Origin of the sequence: Jiella sp. M17.18 (assembly GCF_041027365.1) — a bacterium.
GTDB lineage: Bacteria > Pseudomonadota > Alphaproteobacteria > Rhizobiales > Rhizobiaceae > VKMB-3413.
In genome coordinates, this window is the sequence record NZ_JBFTEH010000003.1 from 192,706 (window position 1) to 209,478 (window position 16,773).

Here is a 16,773-nt window from a genome sequence, read left to right on the forward strand (position 1 = left end):
CGCCGCCGCCTCCGGCGCCCGTCTATCCCTAGGCGCCCATCTATCCTAAGCGATTGTCACAGTCTTGATGTTCATGAAGGCGTGGATGCCCTCGCGCGAGAGTTCGCGCCCGTAGCCGGAGCGCTTGACGCCGCCGAAGGGCAGGCGCGGGTCCGAGGCGGTCATGCGGTTGATGTGCGTGCCGCCCTGGTCAAGGTCGCGGATGAAGCGCTCCTGCTCGGCCGCATCATTGGTGAACACCGCGCCGCCGAGGCCGAAGTCGGAATCATTGGCGAGGTCGATCGCCGCGTCGATCGAATCGACCCGGAAGAAGATGGCGCAGGGGCCGAACAACTCCTCGCGATAGGCGGGCGCCTTCGGCGTGACATCCGCGAGGATGGACGGCTTGAAGTAGAAGCCCGGCCCGTCGATCGGGGTGCCGCCGGTGACGAGCTTCGCGCCGGCCTTGACCGAGCGCTCGATCTGGTCGCCGAGATCCTCGACCGAGGAGCGCATGGCGAGCGGGCCCATGTCGGTGGCTTCGTCCATCGGATCGCCGACCGTCATCGCCTCCACGGCCTCGCGGTAGCGGCCGAGATAGTCGTCATAGACGTCGGCATGGACGATGAAGCGCTTCGCCGCGATGCAGCTCTGGCCGTTGTTCTGCATGCGGGCCGTGAGGCCAACCGAGACGGCCTTGTCGAGGTCGGCCGACGGCATGACGATGAACGGGTCCGAGCCACCGAGTTCGAGCACCGTGGTCTTGATTTCCGAACCCGCGGTGGAGGCCACGGCGGCACCGGCGCCCTCGCTGCCGGTCAGCGTCGCGGCGCGGATGCGGCGGTCGCGCAGGATGCCCTCGACCTTCTTCGAGGAGATCAGCAGCGTCTGGAACACGCCCTGCGGCGCACCGGCCTCCAGGATCACCTTCTCGATCTCGAGCGCGCACTGGCTGACATTGGAGGCGTGCTTCAGGAGGCCGACATTGCCGGCCATGATCGCCGGCGCGATGAAGCGGAAGCACTGCCAGTAGGGGAAGTTCCAGGGCATCACCGCCAGCACCGGACCGATCGGCCGATAGGCGACGAAGTTCTTCGAGGCCGGGCCTTCGCGCGTCTCGTCGGCGATCATCGCCGGACCGTGCTCGGCATAGTAGCGGCAGCCGGTGGCGCATTTCTCGACCTCGGACACCGCCTCCTTGAAGCGCTTGCCCATCTCGCGCGTCGCGATGCGCCCGAGCTCCTCCTTGCGCCGCTCGAGCTCGTCGGCGATGCGGTTCAGGAGGTCGGAGCGCTGCCGCAGGGGAGTGCGCCGCCAGTCCGCAAAGGCTGCGTCGGCATTTTCGAGCGCCCGCTCGATCTCGCCGTCGGTGTGCTCGGCGAATTCCTCGATGGTTTCGCCGGTCGCCGGATTGATGCTCGTCGGCATGCTGTTCTCCTTCTTCGGGCCCGCCGGCGGTCGAGCCGCCGCCAAGCCCATGCGCGTTTCGCCTGACTTAGGCCGGCTGGCCGGGTTCGACAGGGCGAAGGCTCTGTTCGCACCTTCGCCGGCCGGGCCGGGCGCCGCAGCGGTTCGGCTCGCGCCGAATCAGAAGAGGATGCCGGCAAGGTCCGGCGGTGCGGAAGCCTCATCCTGGCTGGCGGCGGGGGACGAGGGCGAGAGGAAGCGGCGGTGGACGGCGCGCTCACAGTCCATCGTGTAGGCCGCCTGCAGCAGCGCCTCGATCTCCGGCGTCAGATCGCCGCCGGCCCCGTCGGCCGTCTGCGGGATCTGCGCCCTCAGGGCGGCTGCGCAGGCTTCCACCCGGCTTCCCAGCGCTCCCTGCCGCCCGAGGGCGGCGTCGGCGTCCTGCAGCAATCCGTCCACCTCGCCGGAAACCTGACGCGCCCGGGAGAAGCCGCTGCGGTGATTCTCGAGAGCCTGCTCGAGCCGGTCCAGGCTTCCGGTCGCCTCGCTGCCGATGGCCGCGACCGCATTCGCGTCCCGAAGATTGCTGCCGATCCCGGCACAGGTGGAGCCGAGCGCCTCGGAGAGTTCGGTCGCATCGTCCGAACGGGCGAGCATTTCGCCCACCAGTTCGCGCAGTTGCAGCGATATGACGCTCAACGCCCGGCCGCGGGCTGCGAGCTTCGAACAGCTGATCGCGGTGTTCAGGCTGACCATCCGCATCGAGAATTCCAGGTCCCGCATGGTGGCGGTATGGACACCGATGCGCGCGACAGCGGCTTCGATCGCCTCCTTCAGGATGCGGTTCTGCTGATGTTCGTGCGCCGCGTCGCGCAGGCTCGCGACGAGATCCCCGACGAGCGCGGCGAGCGCGCGGACGGCATCGTTCTCGTCCGTCTTCACGAACAGCCGGAAGGTCGCGGCCGCCTGTTCGAGCGCCGCCGTCAAGCGACTGGCGATGCCTTCGACGCTCTCGAAGAGATCTGCCCGGGCCGCCTCCACCTGATGCTGCTGAAGAGCGAGAAGGGTTGGCGACGCAGGGTCGCGCTCGATCGCCGAGACGACGTGCTCGAGCCGCTGACGGGTCGCATCCCCGACCTGTAGGGCGGGAACGATCCCGGCGAAGGTGGCCGACTGCGCGCTGATCGCGCCGCCGGCCTCTTCGGCGCGCTGGCGTTCGGCGGCGGCGTGACGTTCGAACCGTTCGAGCGCGGCGCGCAAGGAGGCCGACGTCGTCTCGCGCAAGACGCCGAAGGTCTGCCGGAACCGTTGCGAGCGCTCCAGCGCGTCGCGGACGAGGCCGCCGAGCGTCTCCTCCTCGCCGCGCAGCGACTTCACCGTCGCGACGGCCTGCCGCGCCAGTTCGAGGACGTCGTCCGAGAACACGGCGAGATCCGTCGCACCGAGATCGGGGACGCCCGCCGACACGATGCGGGCGTTCATCGCGACGGCCTCGATGATCTGAGTCGAGGCGGCGAGCGCCGAAAAGGGCCGATCGAGAACCCTGACCGCGCGGGAGACGGCCGCGATCGCCGCATCCTCGTTCTCCAGGTGCGAGGATACCTCGCGCATGCGGCCCGGCAGCGACGACAGGACCGCGATCGCGCCGGCCAACTCGTCACCGGCCAGCCGTTCGGCCGAGCCTTCGATGGTCCGGCGCATGTCGTCGAACAGGCCGATCGCGCCGATGAGGCAGTCGCCGACCGCCAGGAAGTCCTTCTCGATGTCGGCCGCGACCGCGCCGATCTCCTCCGCGACCTGCCCGAGGGCTTTCGGAGGCGCCGCGTCCTCCGCCGCTGTCAGCGCGTAGGCGGCACCCATCAGGCGACCTTCGTGCGTGCCGGGCCGGCCAGCGACAGAAGCTCGGCTCTGATCCGGCCGAGCGGCAGGACGCTCTGCGCGCCGCCGCGCTCGATCGCCTCCTTCGGCATGCCGAAGACGACGCAGGTCTCCTCGTTCTGGGCGATCGTGCGCCCGCCCGTCTGGCGGATCTCCAGGAGGCCGCGGGCGCCGTCGTCGCCCATGCCGGTCAGGATGGCGGCGATGGCGTTCGGCCCCGCGCCCTGCGCCGCCGAGCGGAACAGGACGTCGACCGAGGGTCGGTGCCGGCAGACCGGCGGCCCCTCGGCGATGGCGACGGTATAGCGGCTTCCGGCCCGGCGCAGCATCATGTGGTGGTTGCCCGGCGCGATCAGCACCTGGCCGGGCCGCACGAGGTCGCCGTCGCGGGCCTCGGCGACCTTCGGCGCGCACATCCCGTCGAGCCGGCGGGCGAAGGCGGCGGTGAAGCCCTCGGGCATGTGCTGCACGACGAGCGTCGCCGGGCAGTCGGCCGGCAGCGCCGTCAGCACCGCCGCCAGCGCCTCGGTGCCCCCGGTCGAGGCGCCGAGGCAGACGACCGGCTCGGTCGCCGGGATCGAGAGCCGCAGCTTCTCCGCACGCTCGGCCGAGATTTCGGGGATCAGGACGTCGGCGAGGTTCTTCGCCTCCACCGTCGCCGCCACCGGCCGCGGCTTGCGCGAACGCACGCGGGCGTGCGCGGCGGCCTTGGCGACGTCGCAGATGGTCATCGCCGATTCGCGCAGGTGCTGCGCGGTGTGGACCTTCGGCTTGGTGATGACGTCGACGGCGCCGGCGGCGAGCGCCTGCATCATCATGTCCGAGCCCTCTTCGGTCAGGCCGGAACAGATAACCACCGGGATCGGCCGCTGCGCCATGATCTTCTTCAGGAAGGTCAGCCCGTCCATCCTCGGCATCTCGATGTCGAGGAACATCACGTCCGGGATCTCGCCGCGGATCATCTCGGCGGCGGCATAGGCGTCGGCTGCCGCCCCCATCACCGCGATCTCGGGGTCCCCGGTCAGGATGCCGGCGAGGACCGATCGGACGGAGGCGGAGTCGTCGACGATCAGGGCGCGGATCTTCCCCTGGGTTTGGCCGTTCGCCATGGTCGTTCCTCCCCTCACAGCTTCTGGAAGACGCTGGCGCCGATCTGGCGGACCGGGCCGTCCCGCACGATCATCGATTCGGAATGCCCGACGATCAGGAAGCCGCCCGGCCGGAGATGTCCCAGCAGGCGGTCGATGACAGCGTCCTGGTCGGGCTTGTCGAAGTAGATCAGCACGTTGCGAAGGAAGACGATGTCGACGTCGCGGTCGTAGGGATAGGTCGCGTCCATCAGGTTCATGCGCTCGAAGAGCACGCGCCTGCGGACGGCCGGAGCGATCCGGACCTGATCGCCGCGCTCGGGGCTGCGGCCCCTCAGCACGTAGCGCTCGGCGAGGCGCTTCGGAACCGGAGCGATTGCCTCGGCCGGATAGATCGCCTGCCGCGCCGTATGAAGCACCGACGTCGAGATGTCGGTGCCCAGCACCGCGTAGCGGAACGACCGACCGTCATCGATCATGCCCTGGAGGATCATGGCGATCGAGTAGGCTTCCGCGCCGTTCGAACTCGCCGCGCTCCAGACCTTCAGCACCGGGCGCTCCTCGCGCCGGCGCTGCAGCAGCTCGGGAACCATCTGCCGTTCCATGAGGGCGAGGTGTTCCGGCTCGCGGAAGAAGTCGGTCTTGTTCGTGGTGATGGCGTCGATGAGATGGACCATCTCGGCCTCGAGACCGCCCTCGTCGAAGAGGTGACGGCAATAGGCCGAGAAGCTGTTCTCGCCGATCTGCCGGAACCGTTTGCGCAGCCGGCTCTCCACCATCAGGCGCTTCTGCGGCGTCAGCCGGATGCCGACGGTCTCGCCGACGAGCGCCGATATCCGCTCGAAATCGGCGGCCGGAAGATGGTCATGACCGGTGGGTGTCGCGATGGCGTCCATGGGTGATCGCTTTCGGGACCGCGGGAAGGGGAGCGGGCGCCGTCAGGCGGCCGCACGGTGCGCGACGTCGATGTCCGCGAAGAGGCTGTCGACGTCGATGACGGTGACGAAGGCGCCGTTGCGCCGGCCGATCCCGGTGATCGCGCCGGCGTTCCAGTCGCAGCTGCCGATCTCCGGCGGCGCCTCGAGCGTCTCGTCGTCGAGGCTCGTCACCTCGAAGACGCGGTCGGCCTTCAGGCCGATCACCGTCTCGCGGCCGCCCCGCATCATCGTCAGGACGACGATGCGGGTGTTCGCCGTGTCGTTCGCCTCGCCGAACCCGAGGAGCCGCCTCGCATCGACCACCGGTACGCTCGCGCCCCGGACGTCGATCATGCCGAGGAGCTCGGCCGGGCTGCGCGGGAGCCGCGAGATCGGCGAGAGATCGAGGATCTCTCGGACCCGGCCGACCGGCGCGGCGAAGAGATTCTCCGCCACACCGAAGGTCAGATACTGGACGATCTGGTTCATGACCCTGCCTCAGGCGGCCGAGCGGTGCGAGAATTCCCGGTCGAGGTCGTCGCCGGCCTCGCCCATGTCGAGGTCGAAGCCGCCGCCCTTGCCGTGCATGCGGTCCGACATCTTGCGCAGCGCCCGCTCGGCCTCCGGCGTCACCTTGGACGTTCCGCGCGCAGCCGGCTTGCTCTTCGGCGCGGTCCGGGCAGGCTGGTGGGCCTGGCTGTTGCCGTCCTCGAGCTTGAAGTAGCTGATCGCGGCGGCGAGATGCTCGGCCTGGCTCGCCAGTTCCTCGGCGGTCGAGGACATCTCCTCGGCGGCCGCGGTGTTCTGCTGCGTCACCTTGTCGAGCTGCTGGATCGCCATGTTCACCTGGCTGGCGCCGGTCGTCTGCTCGCGGCTGGCGGAGGAGATCTCCTCGACGAGCTTCGCCGTCTTCTGGATGTCCGGCACGAGCTTGGCGAGCATGTCGCCGGCCTGCTGGGCGGTCTTCAGCGTGTTGCCGGAGAGGCCGGAGATCTCGGTGGCGGCCGCCTGGCTGCGCTCGGCCAGCTTGCGCACCTCGGAGGCGACCACCGCGAAGCCGCGGCCATGCTCGCCGGCGCGGGCCGCTTCCACCGCCGCGTTGAGGGCGAGAAGGTCGGTCTGGCGGGCGATCTCCTGGACGACCAGGATCTTCTCGGCGATGGTCTGCATCGCGTTCACGGCGCCGGCCACGGCGTCGCCCGAGGCGATGGCGTCCTCGGCGGACTTCTTGGCGATGTCCTCGGTCTGGGTGGCGTTGTCGGCGCTCTGCTTGATGTTGGCGGCCATCTGCTCCATCGAGGCGGAGGCCTCTTCAGTTGAGGCGGCCTGTTCGGTCGCGCCCTGCGACAGCTGCTCGGCCGTCGCCGACATCTCCTCCGAGCCGGCAGCGACGTTGCGGGCGGCGCCGGAGACGTCGCCGACGACGTCGCGAAGCTTTTCGACCATGCGGTTCAGCGTGGCGAGAAGATCGCCGATCTCGTCGCTGGAGCGCACGTCGACGGTCTGGCGGAGATCGCCGCCGGCCACGGCCGATGCGAGTGCGACTGCCGAGGCAAGGTTCTGCTTGGTGCGCTTTGCAAAGACCAGGACGAATGCTCCGGCCAGCGCGAAGGCGGCGAGACTCATGCCCGTGATCAGCCAGGTCAGGAAGCTGAACAGACTTTCGCTCGCCGCGAGGAGCTTGGTCGCTTCCGTCTGCTGATAGTTCCGCAGGTTCTCCACTTCGTCGAGCAGCGAAGCGGTCGCCGGCTGAAGCCGCGTGTCGATAAGCGAGCCCAGAGCCGCGCGGTCGCCTGCCGCCACCGTCTTCTCAAGGTCCGCCACCGCCGCGTTTTCCGCCGCCAACAGCGGCGTGACGCGGTCGACGATGACCCTCTCCTCGGGCGTCAGCTGGGTGGCGAGGTAGTCCTGCCAGTCCTTCGCGGCCGTATCCGAAGCCGCCTGGATCGTCTTCAGCGCGGACTGGTCCGCTTCGGTCCCGTTGCGAACGTTGGCTGCGGCGCGGGCGATCTTCACCCCGTAGGCCCGCGAGATGCTCGCCATCTGATTCACCGGGACGAGCCGGTCGTCGTAGATCGACCGCATCTTCCCGGCGATCGCATTCATGCCGTAGAAGCCCATGCCGCCGACGGTGATCATGGCCACGAAGGAGATCGCCTGGATGGACAGGACCTTGGCGCCGACGCTCTTCAGGACGCCCTTCCTGCTGCTGGAGGTGTTGCTCACGGATTTTGCCTTTCGGTGGTAGCCGCGACGACACCCTCGTCGCGGAAGATGCGTTGCATGTCGGGGATGATGATGAAGCCGTCGTCCCGCTTGCCGATGCTGCGGACGAAGGCGGGCGGCCAGCGCATGCCGACCGCGGGAACGGCCTCGCGCGCGTCCGCCTCGATCTCGGTGACCTCGTGGACCCGGTCGGCCAGGATGCCCGCGGTCATCGGCTCGCCGTCGAGGTCGAATTCGACGACGACGATCCGCGTGTCCTTGTCCATCGGCGGCCGGTCCATGCCGAACACGACGCGCAGGTCGGCGAGCGGCACCACCGTGCCGCGGACATTGATCAGGCCACCGACGAAGTCGGCCGCGTTCGGCACGCGCGTGATCGGGACGGGATCGAGGATCTCGCGCACGCTCGTCGCTTCGAGGGCGAAGATCTCGTCCTGCAGCCGGATGGTCAGCGCCTGCATGGTGGAAACTCCCATGGTGGAAACTCCCTGTGTCCCGCTCATGCGGCCCGTCCGAGCGCCGTCTCGCGCCGGCGCTCTTCCAGCTTCTGGCCGAAGCCGACGAGGTTCATGACGTCGAGGATGAGGGCGACAGTGCCGTCGCCAAGGATCGTCGCACCGGAGAAGGTCTTGATCCCGGAGTGCAGGCGCGAGAGCTGCTTGATGACGGTCTGGTTGTTGCCGATGATCTGGTCGACGACGAGCCCGACCCGCATCTGGCCGGACGAGACGACCACGACCTTCTGGTAGGCGTCGGCCTCGCCGTCGGCGTGGAAGAGATCGCGCAGCCGCATGAACGGGACGAGGTCGCCGCGCACGTCGAGGAAGGAGCGTCCGCGCATGGCGTCGGCGTTCCGCGGCAGTTCGATGCATTCCTCGACCGCGGCGAGCGGGATGGTGTAGCGGCCGGAGCCGACCCGGACGAGCAGGCCGTCGATGATCGCGAGCGTCAGCGGCAGGCGCAGCGTGACCTCGGTGCCGTGGCCGGGCTCGCTGGCAAGGTCGATCGAGCCGCGCAGGCCCTCGATCGTTCGCTTGACGACGTCCATGCCGACGCCGCGCCCGGAGAGGGAGGTGACCGCCTGGGCGGTGGAGAAGCCGGGCTCGAAGATCAGGCGATGGATCTCGCTCTCGGAAAGCGGCGTGCCCGGCGCGATCAGCCCGTTGGCCTCGGCCTTGGCACGGATGCGGGCGGTGTCGAGCCCGGCGCCGTCGTCGGCGATGGTGATAGCGACCTCCGCGCCGCGGTGCGCGGCCGAGAGCCGGAGGGTCGCCTTGCCGGCCTTGCCGCACGCCTCGCGCGCCTCGCTCCGCTCGATGCCGTGGTCCATCGCGTTGCGGATGAGGTGGACGAGGGGATCGGCCAATTGTTCGATCACGGTCTTGTCGAGTTCGGTCTCCTCGCCGGCCGTGACCAGCACCACTTCCTTGCTGAGACCGTCGGAAAGATCGTGGACGAGACGGCGGAAGCGGCCGAACAGCGTCCCGATCGGCACCATGCGCGTCCCCATGGTGGTGTCGCGCAGGCTGGCCGTCAGCCGCTCGATGTCCTCGGCGACGCCGACCAGCGCCGGGTCGTGGCGGCTCGCCGCGATCTGGCTGAGGCGGGCCTGGGCGATGACGAGTTCGCCGACCCGGTCCATCAGTTCGTCCAGCCGTTCGGCCGGCACGCGGAGGGTGGCGGCCTTGTCCTTCGGCGCTGCCGCCGCGGATTCCGCCTCGGGCTCGCGGCGGGCGGCCGCGGCCGGTGCGGCGACAGCAGGGGCGGTCTCCTCGCCGCCGCCGGACTTCGCCGCGCCGCCCGTGCGCTCGATCGCGAGGCTCATGTCGTCGCGGATGAACAGGAAAACGTCCTCGATCGCCGCCTGGTCCACCGCACCGTCGAGCCGGACGACCCAGGCCAGATGGAGGAAGTCCGGATCGATGTCGCCGACCGGAGCCGCCGGTTCGGACCGCTCCAGGATCTCGCAGGCGCCGAGCGAATGCATCTCGTCGAGGAGAAGCTTCGGATTGGTCCCGAGCTCCAGCGCGTTGTCCGGCAGCCGGAAGGTCACCAGCCAGTCGGCCGCGGCCGGAGCGGCAATGGCCCTGGCAAGGGCGGCGAGGATCGCGGTACCCGCGTCCGGATCGGCCGACGCCTCGTCGGCGATCAGCGCGGCCACGTGATCCTTGGCCTGCAGCGCGGCCGCGATCAAAGCGGGGCTCGCGGCCGCCTCGCCCTTGCGGACCTGGTCGAACGCGGTCTCGAAATCATGGATGAAGGCGGAAACGGCCGTGAAGCCGAACATCGCGCCGGAGCCCTTCAGCGTATGCAGGGCGCGAAAGGCGGAGGAGACGAGGTCCGCATCGCCGGGACGCTTCTCAAGATCGAGCAGCGACTGCTCGAGGACGTCCAGAAGGTCCGCCGCCTCCTGGCGGAACGTCTCGGCCGGATCGAGCGTGATCATGCGCCCGCCACCTTGCGCACGACCGCCAGAAGCTGCTCCGGCTGGAACGGCTTCACCATCCAGCCCGTCGCGCCGGCCTGCTTGGCCTGCTCCTTGATCGCGGCGTTCGACTCCGTCGTCAGGAAGACGATCGGGACGCCGCTGCTGGCCGGCGCGGCGCGATACTTCCGGATGAAGGTCAAGCCATCCATGACCGGCATGTTCAGGTCGGTGACGACGGCATGCACCTTGTTCGCCAGCGCTTTGCTCAAGGCCTCGGCACCATCTGCCGCCTCGAGCACGTGGTAGCCGGCGCTCTTCAGCGTCAGCCCGACGACCTGCCGCACCGACGGCGAGTCGTCGACCATCAGGATTGTCTTGGTCATGCGAGACCCTTTCGATGAGGGACGGGAAGAGATCGACAGCCGAAGCACTCGGCGTTTCCGCGGGGACAGCCGGGGGCGCCCGTGGAGAACGTCAGGTAAGGTTAGTGAGCTCTTGTAAGTCCAAGAGGTTGAAGGCGTTTTCTGCTCTTGCTGCTAAGGGGTATTCCAGTGCAGATTAACATTTGTTGAATTGCACGCGGGGCGGGCAGGAGATTTTGCGTCGACCTCGCGCCGATGATGGGGCCGGGCAGTCGTCGAGGATGGGGATGGTGCTCATAAGACACCCTTCGATGAGGGACCGGAGCACTTTGTGCGAAGAAGGACCGGCGGCCGTCGCGGCCGCTGTCAGTATTCATGATAGGAAGGAAACGGGATAATCAGGGATCGTTTTTATTTCATCGAATATGACCGCAATTTCTCTGCTTGGTCATACGATCCAGGAAGTTAACGTACTTTGAACAGGCGAATGACGACCGTTCATCGACCCGGGTCAAAAAGAAGATGTTGCCGAATGAAAATAAAGCGGCGAAATATTTACTGCTTAGCGGATGATATGTGCGGCGTACCACGGCTGGATGAGCGGCAGCGCGGTCGTCGCCTGGGCGTCCTGCGGGCACGCGAGGATCCTTCCCGCTACGCCCCGCGACTCTCCTGCCCGGTCGCGGCTATCGCCCGTTCGCGTGGAGCGGCGGATGCCGGCTCGGCGGGCGCGGCCGCAGCGCCTCAATGCGCTCCGCTCGATCTCGCTGCTCGGCGGGGTTCCGCGTCAGCGCGTGCGCAGGGGGGACCCCAAAATGGGCGGCGGGCAGAGGCATCCATGCCCGGTGTTCCTGGAAAATCGGTGGCCGGCAGCGCCGGAGCGACGGCGCTGAACAGCGCCGGTGTCTGAGGCTAGGCTCCCGGACAGGACTTCGCGCCGGCTGATGAGGGGGAGATACGACGAGAGGCGGTCGGAACCGCCTCTCCTTGCTTGTCAGGTCATGATCGCGGCGGATGCCTCGGCATCCGCTGACGCTGGCTTACATCGTGCCGATCGTCACCTGGGTGTTCGGGTTCAGTTCGCTGTAGCCGTTCTGAGGAACGCCCTGGAGCGACTGCGCCTGGTTCTTCGTCAGCTTCGGCGCGACGAGCGCCTGGTTCTGCAGCACTAGGGACGAGAGCGGGATCGCCGTCTTCTGTTCGCCGATGCCGAGGAAGCCGCCATGACCGGCCACGGCATAGAGACGGTTCTTCATGTTGATGATCCGCTCGATATTGCCGACCTTCTTCCCGTTGGCTCCGACGACGTCGTACTGGAGAAGGTTGCGGACGCTGACCTTCTGGCGGCCGGTGGCCGACTGGCTGACCGCGACCGTCGCACCTTCGCGAGGCTGCTGCGACGCGCCGGCCTGACCGTTCTGACCGAGCGACGCCGTCTGCTGGCCGTTCGCTGTGCCGGCGCCGGTAGCCGCACCGGCCGAAGCGCCAGCCTGCGCACCGGTTGCCGCGGTCTGGCCGGACCCGGCAGCGCCGTTCTGGCCGCCACCGTTTCCGGTCTGCGCCGCAGCGCCGGAAGCGCCGTTCGCGCCACCCGAATTCGCGGCCCCGCCAGCACCGGACGACTGCGAGAGGGTGTTGATGCTCGCCTGCTGCTGGTTCGGGTTGATCTTCGCCTCGCCGTTGATCCCGTTGCCGCTCGCACCGGCGCCGTTCACCTGCGCGGATCCGTTCGAGGCCTGGAGGCCGGCATTGCCGTTCCCGGTGGCCGCCCCGGTCGGGGCGCCGGCGTTCGTGCCATTGCTGCCGTTCGCCATGCCGGCGTTCGCGGCCGACTGCGACGCGGTGTTCGCCGTCCCGGCACCCGTGCCGGCATTGCCGGCGCCGACCGAGGCGGTGGCGAGGCCGTTGTTGCCCCCGCCCTGCTGGGCGGAGCCGTTGGCGCCCGTCGCGGCCTGCGTGGCCGATCCGTTGGCGCTCGCCATGCCCTGGATCCCGCCGGCACCGGCGGCAGCCTGCCGGTTCGCTCCGCCCGAATTCGCTCCGCCCGAAGCCTGGTTGCCCAGACCCTGGGAGCCCGAGCCCTGGCTCGCCGTGCTGGCGCTGCAGGCCTGCGTCGGCAGCCACTGGTTCAGTCCCGCGGCGGCGAGGAATTCGGTGGTCAGCGTGCCGGTCGGCTCGAGACCCTTGGCCTGCTGGAAGTTGGCGGTCGCGGTGGCCGTCTGCTTGTCCCACTGACCATCGACGCTGCCGGCGTCATAGCCGAGTGCGTTGAGCTTCTGCGTCAGCTGCCGGACGCCGGCCGGGCTGATGTAGAGCGGGGTGCCGGCCTGCTGCTGGCCGCTGGAGCCGCTGTTGCCGACGGTATTGCCCTTCTGCGGCGTGCCGCCGACGGTGGTCTCCTGGGCGATGCGCTGGCTCGAGCCGCCGTTGCCGGACCCGTTGCCGGCATTGTTGCCGTTCGCGCTGGCGCTCGCATTCCCGGCGGAGAAGACGCGCTGGCAGTCGCCGAGCGCCTTCAGGAGGCTGACGTCGAGGACGCCGGTGGGCTCCAGGCCGTTCGCCTGCTGGAAGTTGGCGGCGGCCCGGGAGGTCGCCTTGGTCCAGAGGCCGTTGACCCGGCCGGGATCATAGCCCTGCGCGTTCAGCGTCTGCTGCACGACGCGCACGCCGGCCGGGCTGACCTTCAGGATCGCGCCCTTGCCGTTCGCGGTCTCCTGGGCGAGGCGCTGGTTCGAGGCGCCCTGGCCGGTGATGCCCTGGCCGTTGAGAATGTTGGTGAGGCCGAGCGCCTCGACGAGCGAAACCGTGAGGGAGCCGGTGGGCTCCAGACCCTGAGCCTGCTCGAAATTCGCGGCGGCCCGGGCGGTCTGCTTGTTCCACTGCCCGTCGACGCTGCCGACGTCGTAGCCCTTCTTGTTCAGGGCCTGCTGGATCTGCCGCGTCCCGGCCGTGCTGAGGTAGATTTCGCTGCCCTTGTAGCGGGCGACTTCCTGCGCCAGCCGCTGATTGCTGACCTGCGGGGCGTTCCGTCCGGCGGTACCGGCGGTGGGATTCTGCTGGGTGCTCTGCGCCTGGGCGGTCCCCACGGCGAGGACAGCGGCGAGCGCTGTCGAAAGAGCGAGACTGGTGTGTCGCATGATGTTCCTCTTTTTCTGAGATCGGATCACGGGCTGCTTCAGGCGTTGGCGACGCGACGGAAAAAGCGGAACAACAACCGAAGTACGGGCGAGGCGGGAGCGCCGGCCGCCGCGGGCGGCGAGGCCAGCGCCCGGGGAGCCGCGCGGGCGCGGCTCCCGTCTGTCTGCGGATGGCTGGCATCCGCAGAACAGGCGACTGTCGACTTACTGGTTGTTGCCCGCGGCGGTGCCGGCAGTGCCGTTGGCGCCGCTGGCTCCGGCATTGGCGCCGCCGGAGATGCTGCCGGTGGTGGTCTCGTTGGAGATCCGCTGGTTGCTCGAGCCCCGTCCCCGGACACCGTTGGCGGTCGCCATGTTCTGGTTCGCGCCGTTCGCCGCCGAAGCGCCGTTCCGGCCCCCGGCACCCTGGAGCGGCAGCCACTGGTTCAGGCCGATATTGGCGAGGAAAGCGGTCGTCAGCGTTCCGCTCGGCTCCAGCCCCTTGGCCTGCTCATAGTTGGCGACGGCCTTGCTGAGGCCCTTCGACCACTGCCCGTTCACCGGTCCGGCGTCGTAGCCGACCTTGTTGAGCGCCTGGGTGACGTCGCGGACGCCGGCGCTGCTGATGTAGAGCGGCGTGCCGGGGCTCGTGTGGCCCGCAGCCCCGCGGCTGCCACCATTGTTGCCGGTCCCGGTGCTCTCCTGCGCGATCCGCTGGCTGCTGCCCTTGGAACCCTTGGCACCAGCCGCCTGCCGGCCGCCCTGGGCGCCGTTGTTGCGCGCCTGGCCGCTCGCATAGACCCGGTTGCCGACGCCGAGCGCCTTGATCAGGCTGACGTCGAGGATGCCGACCGGCTCCAGGCCGTGGACCTGCTGATAGGTCTTGACCGCCTTGGTCGTCTGGTCGTCCCAGGTGCCGTTGATGTTGCCGACGTCATAGCCCTGCTGGTTGATCGCCTGCTTGATGACGCGAACGCCGGCCGGGCTGATGCGCAGCGGCGTGCCCTTCAGGCCGCGCTCCTGCGCCAGACGCTGGTTGCTGCGGTTGCCCCGCGCGCTGCCGACGCCCTGGCCGGACAGAAGCTTGTTGAGGCCGAGCGTGCGGATCAGGCTGACCGTGAGGCCGGTCGTCGGCTCGAGGCCCTGCGCCTGCATGAAGTTCGCGGCGGCGCGGCCGGTGGCCTTGTTCCACTTGCCGCTGACATTGCCGACATCGTAGCCCTTCTTGTTCAGGGCCTGCTGGATCTGACGCGTGCCGGCGGGGCTGACATACAATTCGCTGCCCTGGTAGCGCGCGACCTCGTTCTTGATCCGCATGTTGCTGTTGCCGGAGGCATTCTGCGAACCGGACTGCGTGGCGCGGGTCTGGCTGCCGTTGGACCTGGCGACCCCGGCAGTCGTCTGGCCGCTCCGGGTGGAGGTCTGCGCATAGGCCGTGCCCATTGCCAGAGCAGTTGCAAGCGCGGTGGTGACAGCAAGCTGGGTTGCCCTCATGGTGTCACTCCTTTCAAGATGATTGTCGTGAGTCTCGGGAAAACGCGACAATGCCGGATGCAACCATTACGGATGCGACCCCTTGCCGCGTCGTCGACAAAGGAACGCCGAATTCCACAGCGGGTTCAACGATGTTTGTGTTGATATCTAATCTTCGTGCGCTAGGCGCCTAACGTTCGCCGCCCAAGAATGGTCGCGGGAATTGCACCAATGACGTGTGGTTGGCAAATCATCCGCCGCGCCCGACCGAGGCGGCCAGCCGGCGCGACGATCGGGGCGCTCGCCGGCGTCTGGTCGTCGGGCGCAGCCGTTTGATCCGGCAGCACGCGGCGCCAGGTTGCCGGAGCAATCATCGAGGGGGGAAGCGGCTGCCGGACTCGTCCGGCTGCCTGCGAGGGATCAGCGACCGGTCGCCGGGACAGGTGCCGTGCCGCCGGTGGTGGATGGCGGCGCGGCCGGAGAGTCGAGCTGCTGCTTCTGGCGCTGCGCCGCGACCGGGCTCGACGGCTCGGCCAGATTGCTCTTGTTCACCTGCCGGCGCGCCGCCTCCAGCGCCTGTGCGCCGGTCATCGCGCGGCTGCCGGGCATCAGGCCGTTGACCTGGCCGTTCGCTTCGGTGCCGTGCAGCTGGCGCAGCGACTGCGATGTCTGGTCGCCGGAGGCGGTCCCGGCCGGGTTCGCCGCGGCGCCCTGGCTCTGGGCCTGAGCCGCGCCGATCGAAAGAAGCAGGGTAAAGCCTGCGGCGGAAACGGTCGCACATGTCGGCATGGCGAACCTCCTGGTCTGTGGTGGGAAAGACTGCGGGTGCCGGTCGCCCGGGCGGATGGCAACGCCGCTATTTCCTTGAAAACGTTGCGAAGGGCCGATGCGTTCAAGGTCTTTCGGTAGGCATCTATCCACAGCGGCGGACGCTCGGCAGGAGCCTCCATGAGCTGGAGCCTCTCCGGCGCTGGCCGACCTTACGGGTGTTTAAGGGAACGGGGGCCTGACCCATCGGTTCTCGGCTAAGGACGGTCGCTTCGCGGCCCGAAGCGACAGGTCATGGGAGATGAAGACGATGAAGCTCGATCTTGCGGACAAGCGCGTGCTCGTCACCGGCGGCAATTCGGGGCTCGGCGCCGCGATGGTCCGTGCCTTCGCGGATGAGGGCGCCAGGCTCGCCATCAACTATGTGGCGCATCCGGACGAGACCGAGAAGCTGATCGCCGAGATCACGGCAGCGGGCGGCGAGGCGATCGGAGTCCACGCCGACATCTCCGACTTCGCAGCCGTCGAGGCGATGTTCGCCGAGATCGACGAGCGTTTCGGCGGCGTCGACGTCCTCATCAACAATGCCGGGATCGACGGCGAGGCCATGCTCGGCTGGAAGAGCGACGTCGAGGCCTGGTCGAAGGTGATCGACGTCAATCTGAAGGGCGCACATCACTGCGCGCGCGAGGCGCTGAAGCGGATGGTGCCGGAGAAGGGCGGGGTCATCATCAACACGTCGAGCGTCCACGAGGTGATCGCCTGGACCGGCTACAGCGCCTACACCGCCAGCAAGGCCGGCCTCTCCATGATGGCGAAGACGCTGGCGCAGGAGGCGGCGCCGCACGGGGTCCGGGTGCTGAACATCGCGCCCGGCGCGATCCAGACGCCGATCAACCAGTCCGTCTGGGAGGACCCCGAAGGCTACAAGGACCTCCTGTCGAAAATCCCGCTCGGCCGGGTGGGCAAGCCGGAAGACATCGCCGGCATGGCCGTGGTCCTCGCCTCCAACGTCGCCGGATACATCACCGGAACGACGATTTTCATCGACGGCGGAATGACCGATTATCCCGACTTCGCGCATGGCGGCTGAGGCCGCCCGCCGCAACCGGCCCAGAGCGGGGACCGCAG

13 protein-coding genes are annotated in these 16,773 nt (G+C 68.6%); 1 reads left to right on the top strand and 12 read right to left on the bottom strand.

The window, feature by feature from the left end; genetic code table 11:
• Positions 1 to 45: 45 nt before the first annotated feature.
• The 12 genes from AB5S17_RS07330 to AB5S17_RS07385 all read right to left on the bottom strand — a co-directional run bounded on the left by AB5S17_RS07330 (position 46) and on the right by AB5S17_RS07385 (position 15,663).
• A complete protein-coding gene (locus tag AB5S17_RS07330) occupies positions 46 to 1,407 on the bottom strand; it encodes an NAD-dependent succinate-semialdehyde dehydrogenase (protein ID WP_369237732.1) in 1,362 nt (453 codons plus the stop codon).
• A gap of 159 nt (positions 1,408 to 1,566) precedes the next feature.
• A complete protein-coding gene (locus AB5S17_RS07335; RefSeq protein WP_369237734.1) occupies positions 1,567 to 3,246 on the bottom strand; it encodes a hypothetical protein in 1,680 nt (559 codons plus the stop codon).
• Positions 3,246 to 4,373 carry a chemotaxis response regulator protein-glutamate methylesterase gene (locus AB5S17_RS07340; protein ID WP_369237736.1) on the bottom strand — a complete coding sequence of 376 codons (1,128 nt, stop codon included), beginning with the start codon at positions 4,371 to 4,373 and terminating at the stop codon, positions 3,246 to 3,248. Before AB5S17_RS07340 ends, AB5S17_RS07335 begins: the two co-directional genes overlap by 1 nt.
• Positions 4,374 to 4,387: 14 nt before the next feature.
• A complete protein-coding gene (locus AB5S17_RS07345) occupies positions 4,388 to 5,248 on the bottom strand; it encodes a protein-glutamate O-methyltransferase CheR (RefSeq protein WP_369237738.1) in 861 nt (286 codons plus the stop codon).
• A 42-nt stretch (positions 5,249 to 5,290) separates the two neighbouring features.
• Positions 5,291 to 5,758, bottom strand: coding sequence for a chemotaxis protein CheW (locus AB5S17_RS07350; protein WP_369237740.1), 468 nt, complete (start codon positions 5,756 to 5,758; stop codon positions 5,291 to 5,293).
• Between the two features lie 9 nt (positions 5,759 to 5,767).
• Positions 5,768 to 7,495, bottom strand: coding sequence for a methyl-accepting chemotaxis protein (locus tag AB5S17_RS07355; protein WP_369237742.1), 1,728 nt, complete (start codon positions 7,493 to 7,495; stop codon positions 5,768 to 5,770).
• The gene (locus AB5S17_RS07360; protein WP_369237744.1) at positions 7,492 to 7,971 is read right to left on the bottom strand and encodes a chemotaxis protein CheW; all 480 of its coding nucleotides are present in this window, start codon (positions 7,969 to 7,971) and stop codon (positions 7,492 to 7,494) included. Before AB5S17_RS07360 ends, AB5S17_RS07355 begins: the two co-directional genes overlap by 4 nt.
• 23 nt (positions 7,972 to 7,994) lie before the next feature.
• The gene (locus AB5S17_RS07365) at positions 7,995 to 9,941 is read right to left on the bottom strand and encodes a chemotaxis protein CheA (RefSeq protein WP_369237746.1); all 1,947 of its coding nucleotides are present in this window, start codon (positions 9,939 to 9,941) and stop codon (positions 7,995 to 7,997) included.
• Positions 9,938 to 10,306, bottom strand: coding sequence for a response regulator (locus AB5S17_RS07370; RefSeq protein ID WP_369237748.1), 369 nt, complete (start codon positions 10,304 to 10,306; stop codon positions 9,938 to 9,940). The genes AB5S17_RS07365 and AB5S17_RS07370 overlap by 4 nt, the downstream gene beginning before the upstream one ends.
• 1,019 nt (positions 10,307 to 11,325) lie before the next feature.
• Entirely contained in the window at positions 11,326 to 13,422 is a 2,097-nt protein-coding gene (locus AB5S17_RS07375) for a peptidoglycan-binding protein (RefSeq protein ID WP_369237750.1), read from the bottom strand.
• Positions 13,423 to 13,626: 204 nt separating this feature from the next.
• Positions 13,627 to 14,895, bottom strand: a complete 1,269-nt coding sequence (locus tag AB5S17_RS07380; protein ID WP_369237752.1) for a peptidoglycan-binding protein — start codon at positions 14,893 to 14,895, stop codon at positions 13,627 to 13,629.
• A gap of 399 nt (positions 14,896 to 15,294) precedes the next feature.
• On the bottom strand, positions 15,295 to 15,663 hold the full coding sequence (locus tag AB5S17_RS07385; RefSeq protein ID WP_369237754.1) for a hypothetical protein: 369 nt from the start codon (positions 15,661 to 15,663) through the stop codon (positions 15,295 to 15,297).
• 289 nt (positions 15,664 to 15,952) lie between these two features.
• Here AB5S17_RS07385 and AB5S17_RS07390 point away from each other — a divergent pair, with 289 nt between their 5' ends.
• Positions 15,953 to 16,735 (top strand): glucose 1-dehydrogenase, encoded by a 783-nt coding sequence (locus AB5S17_RS07390; protein WP_369237756.1) that lies wholly within the window; start codon positions 15,953 to 15,955, stop codon positions 16,733 to 16,735.
• Positions 16,736 to 16,773: the final 38 nt, after the last annotated feature.

What these genes read in the sequence shown, in the direction of transcription:
- AB5S17_RS07330 (WP_369237732.1), bottom strand. Translation starts at nt 1,407, where the DNA reads ATGCCGACGAGCATCAATCCGGCGACCGGCGAAACCATCGAGGAATTC.
- AB5S17_RS07385 (WP_369237754.1), bottom strand. Translation starts at nt 15,663, where the DNA reads ATGCCGACATGTGCGACCGTTTCCGCCGCAGGCTTTACCCTGCTTCTT.
- AB5S17_RS07335 (WP_369237734.1), bottom strand. Translation starts at nt 3,246, where the DNA reads ATGGGTGCCGCCTACGCGCTGACAGCGGCGGAGGACGCGGCGCCTCCG.
- AB5S17_RS07390 (WP_369237756.1), top strand. Translation starts at nt 15,953, where the DNA reads ATGAAGCTCGATCTTGCGGACAAGCGCGTGCTCGTCACCGGCGGCAAT.
- AB5S17_RS07345 (WP_369237738.1), bottom strand. Translation starts at nt 5,248, where the DNA reads ATGGACGCCATCGCGACACCCACCGGTCATGACCATCTTCCGGCCGCC.
- AB5S17_RS07365 (WP_369237746.1), bottom strand. Translation starts at nt 9,941, where the DNA reads ATGATCACGCTCGATCCGGCCGAGACGTTCCGCCAGGAGGCGGCGGAC.
- AB5S17_RS07380 (WP_369237752.1), bottom strand. Translation starts at nt 14,895, where the DNA reads ATGAGGGCAACCCAGCTTGCTGTCACCACCGCGCTTGCAACTGCTCTG.
- AB5S17_RS07360 (WP_369237744.1), bottom strand. Translation starts at nt 7,971, where the DNA reads ATGGGAGTTTCCACCATGCAGGCGCTGACCATCCGGCTGCAGGACGAG.
- AB5S17_RS07370 (WP_369237748.1), bottom strand. Translation starts at nt 10,306, where the DNA reads ATGACCAAGACAATCCTGATGGTCGACGACTCGCCGTCGGTGCGGCAG.
- AB5S17_RS07340 (WP_369237736.1), bottom strand. Translation starts at nt 4,373, where the DNA reads ATGGCGAACGGCCAAACCCAGGGGAAGATCCGCGCCCTGATCGTCGAC.
- AB5S17_RS07350 (WP_369237740.1), bottom strand. Translation starts at nt 5,758, where the DNA reads ATGAACCAGATCGTCCAGTATCTGACCTTCGGTGTGGCGGAGAATCTC.
- AB5S17_RS07375 (WP_369237750.1), bottom strand. Translation starts at nt 13,422, where the DNA reads ATGCGACACACCAGTCTCGCTCTTTCGACAGCGCTCGCCGCTGTCCTC.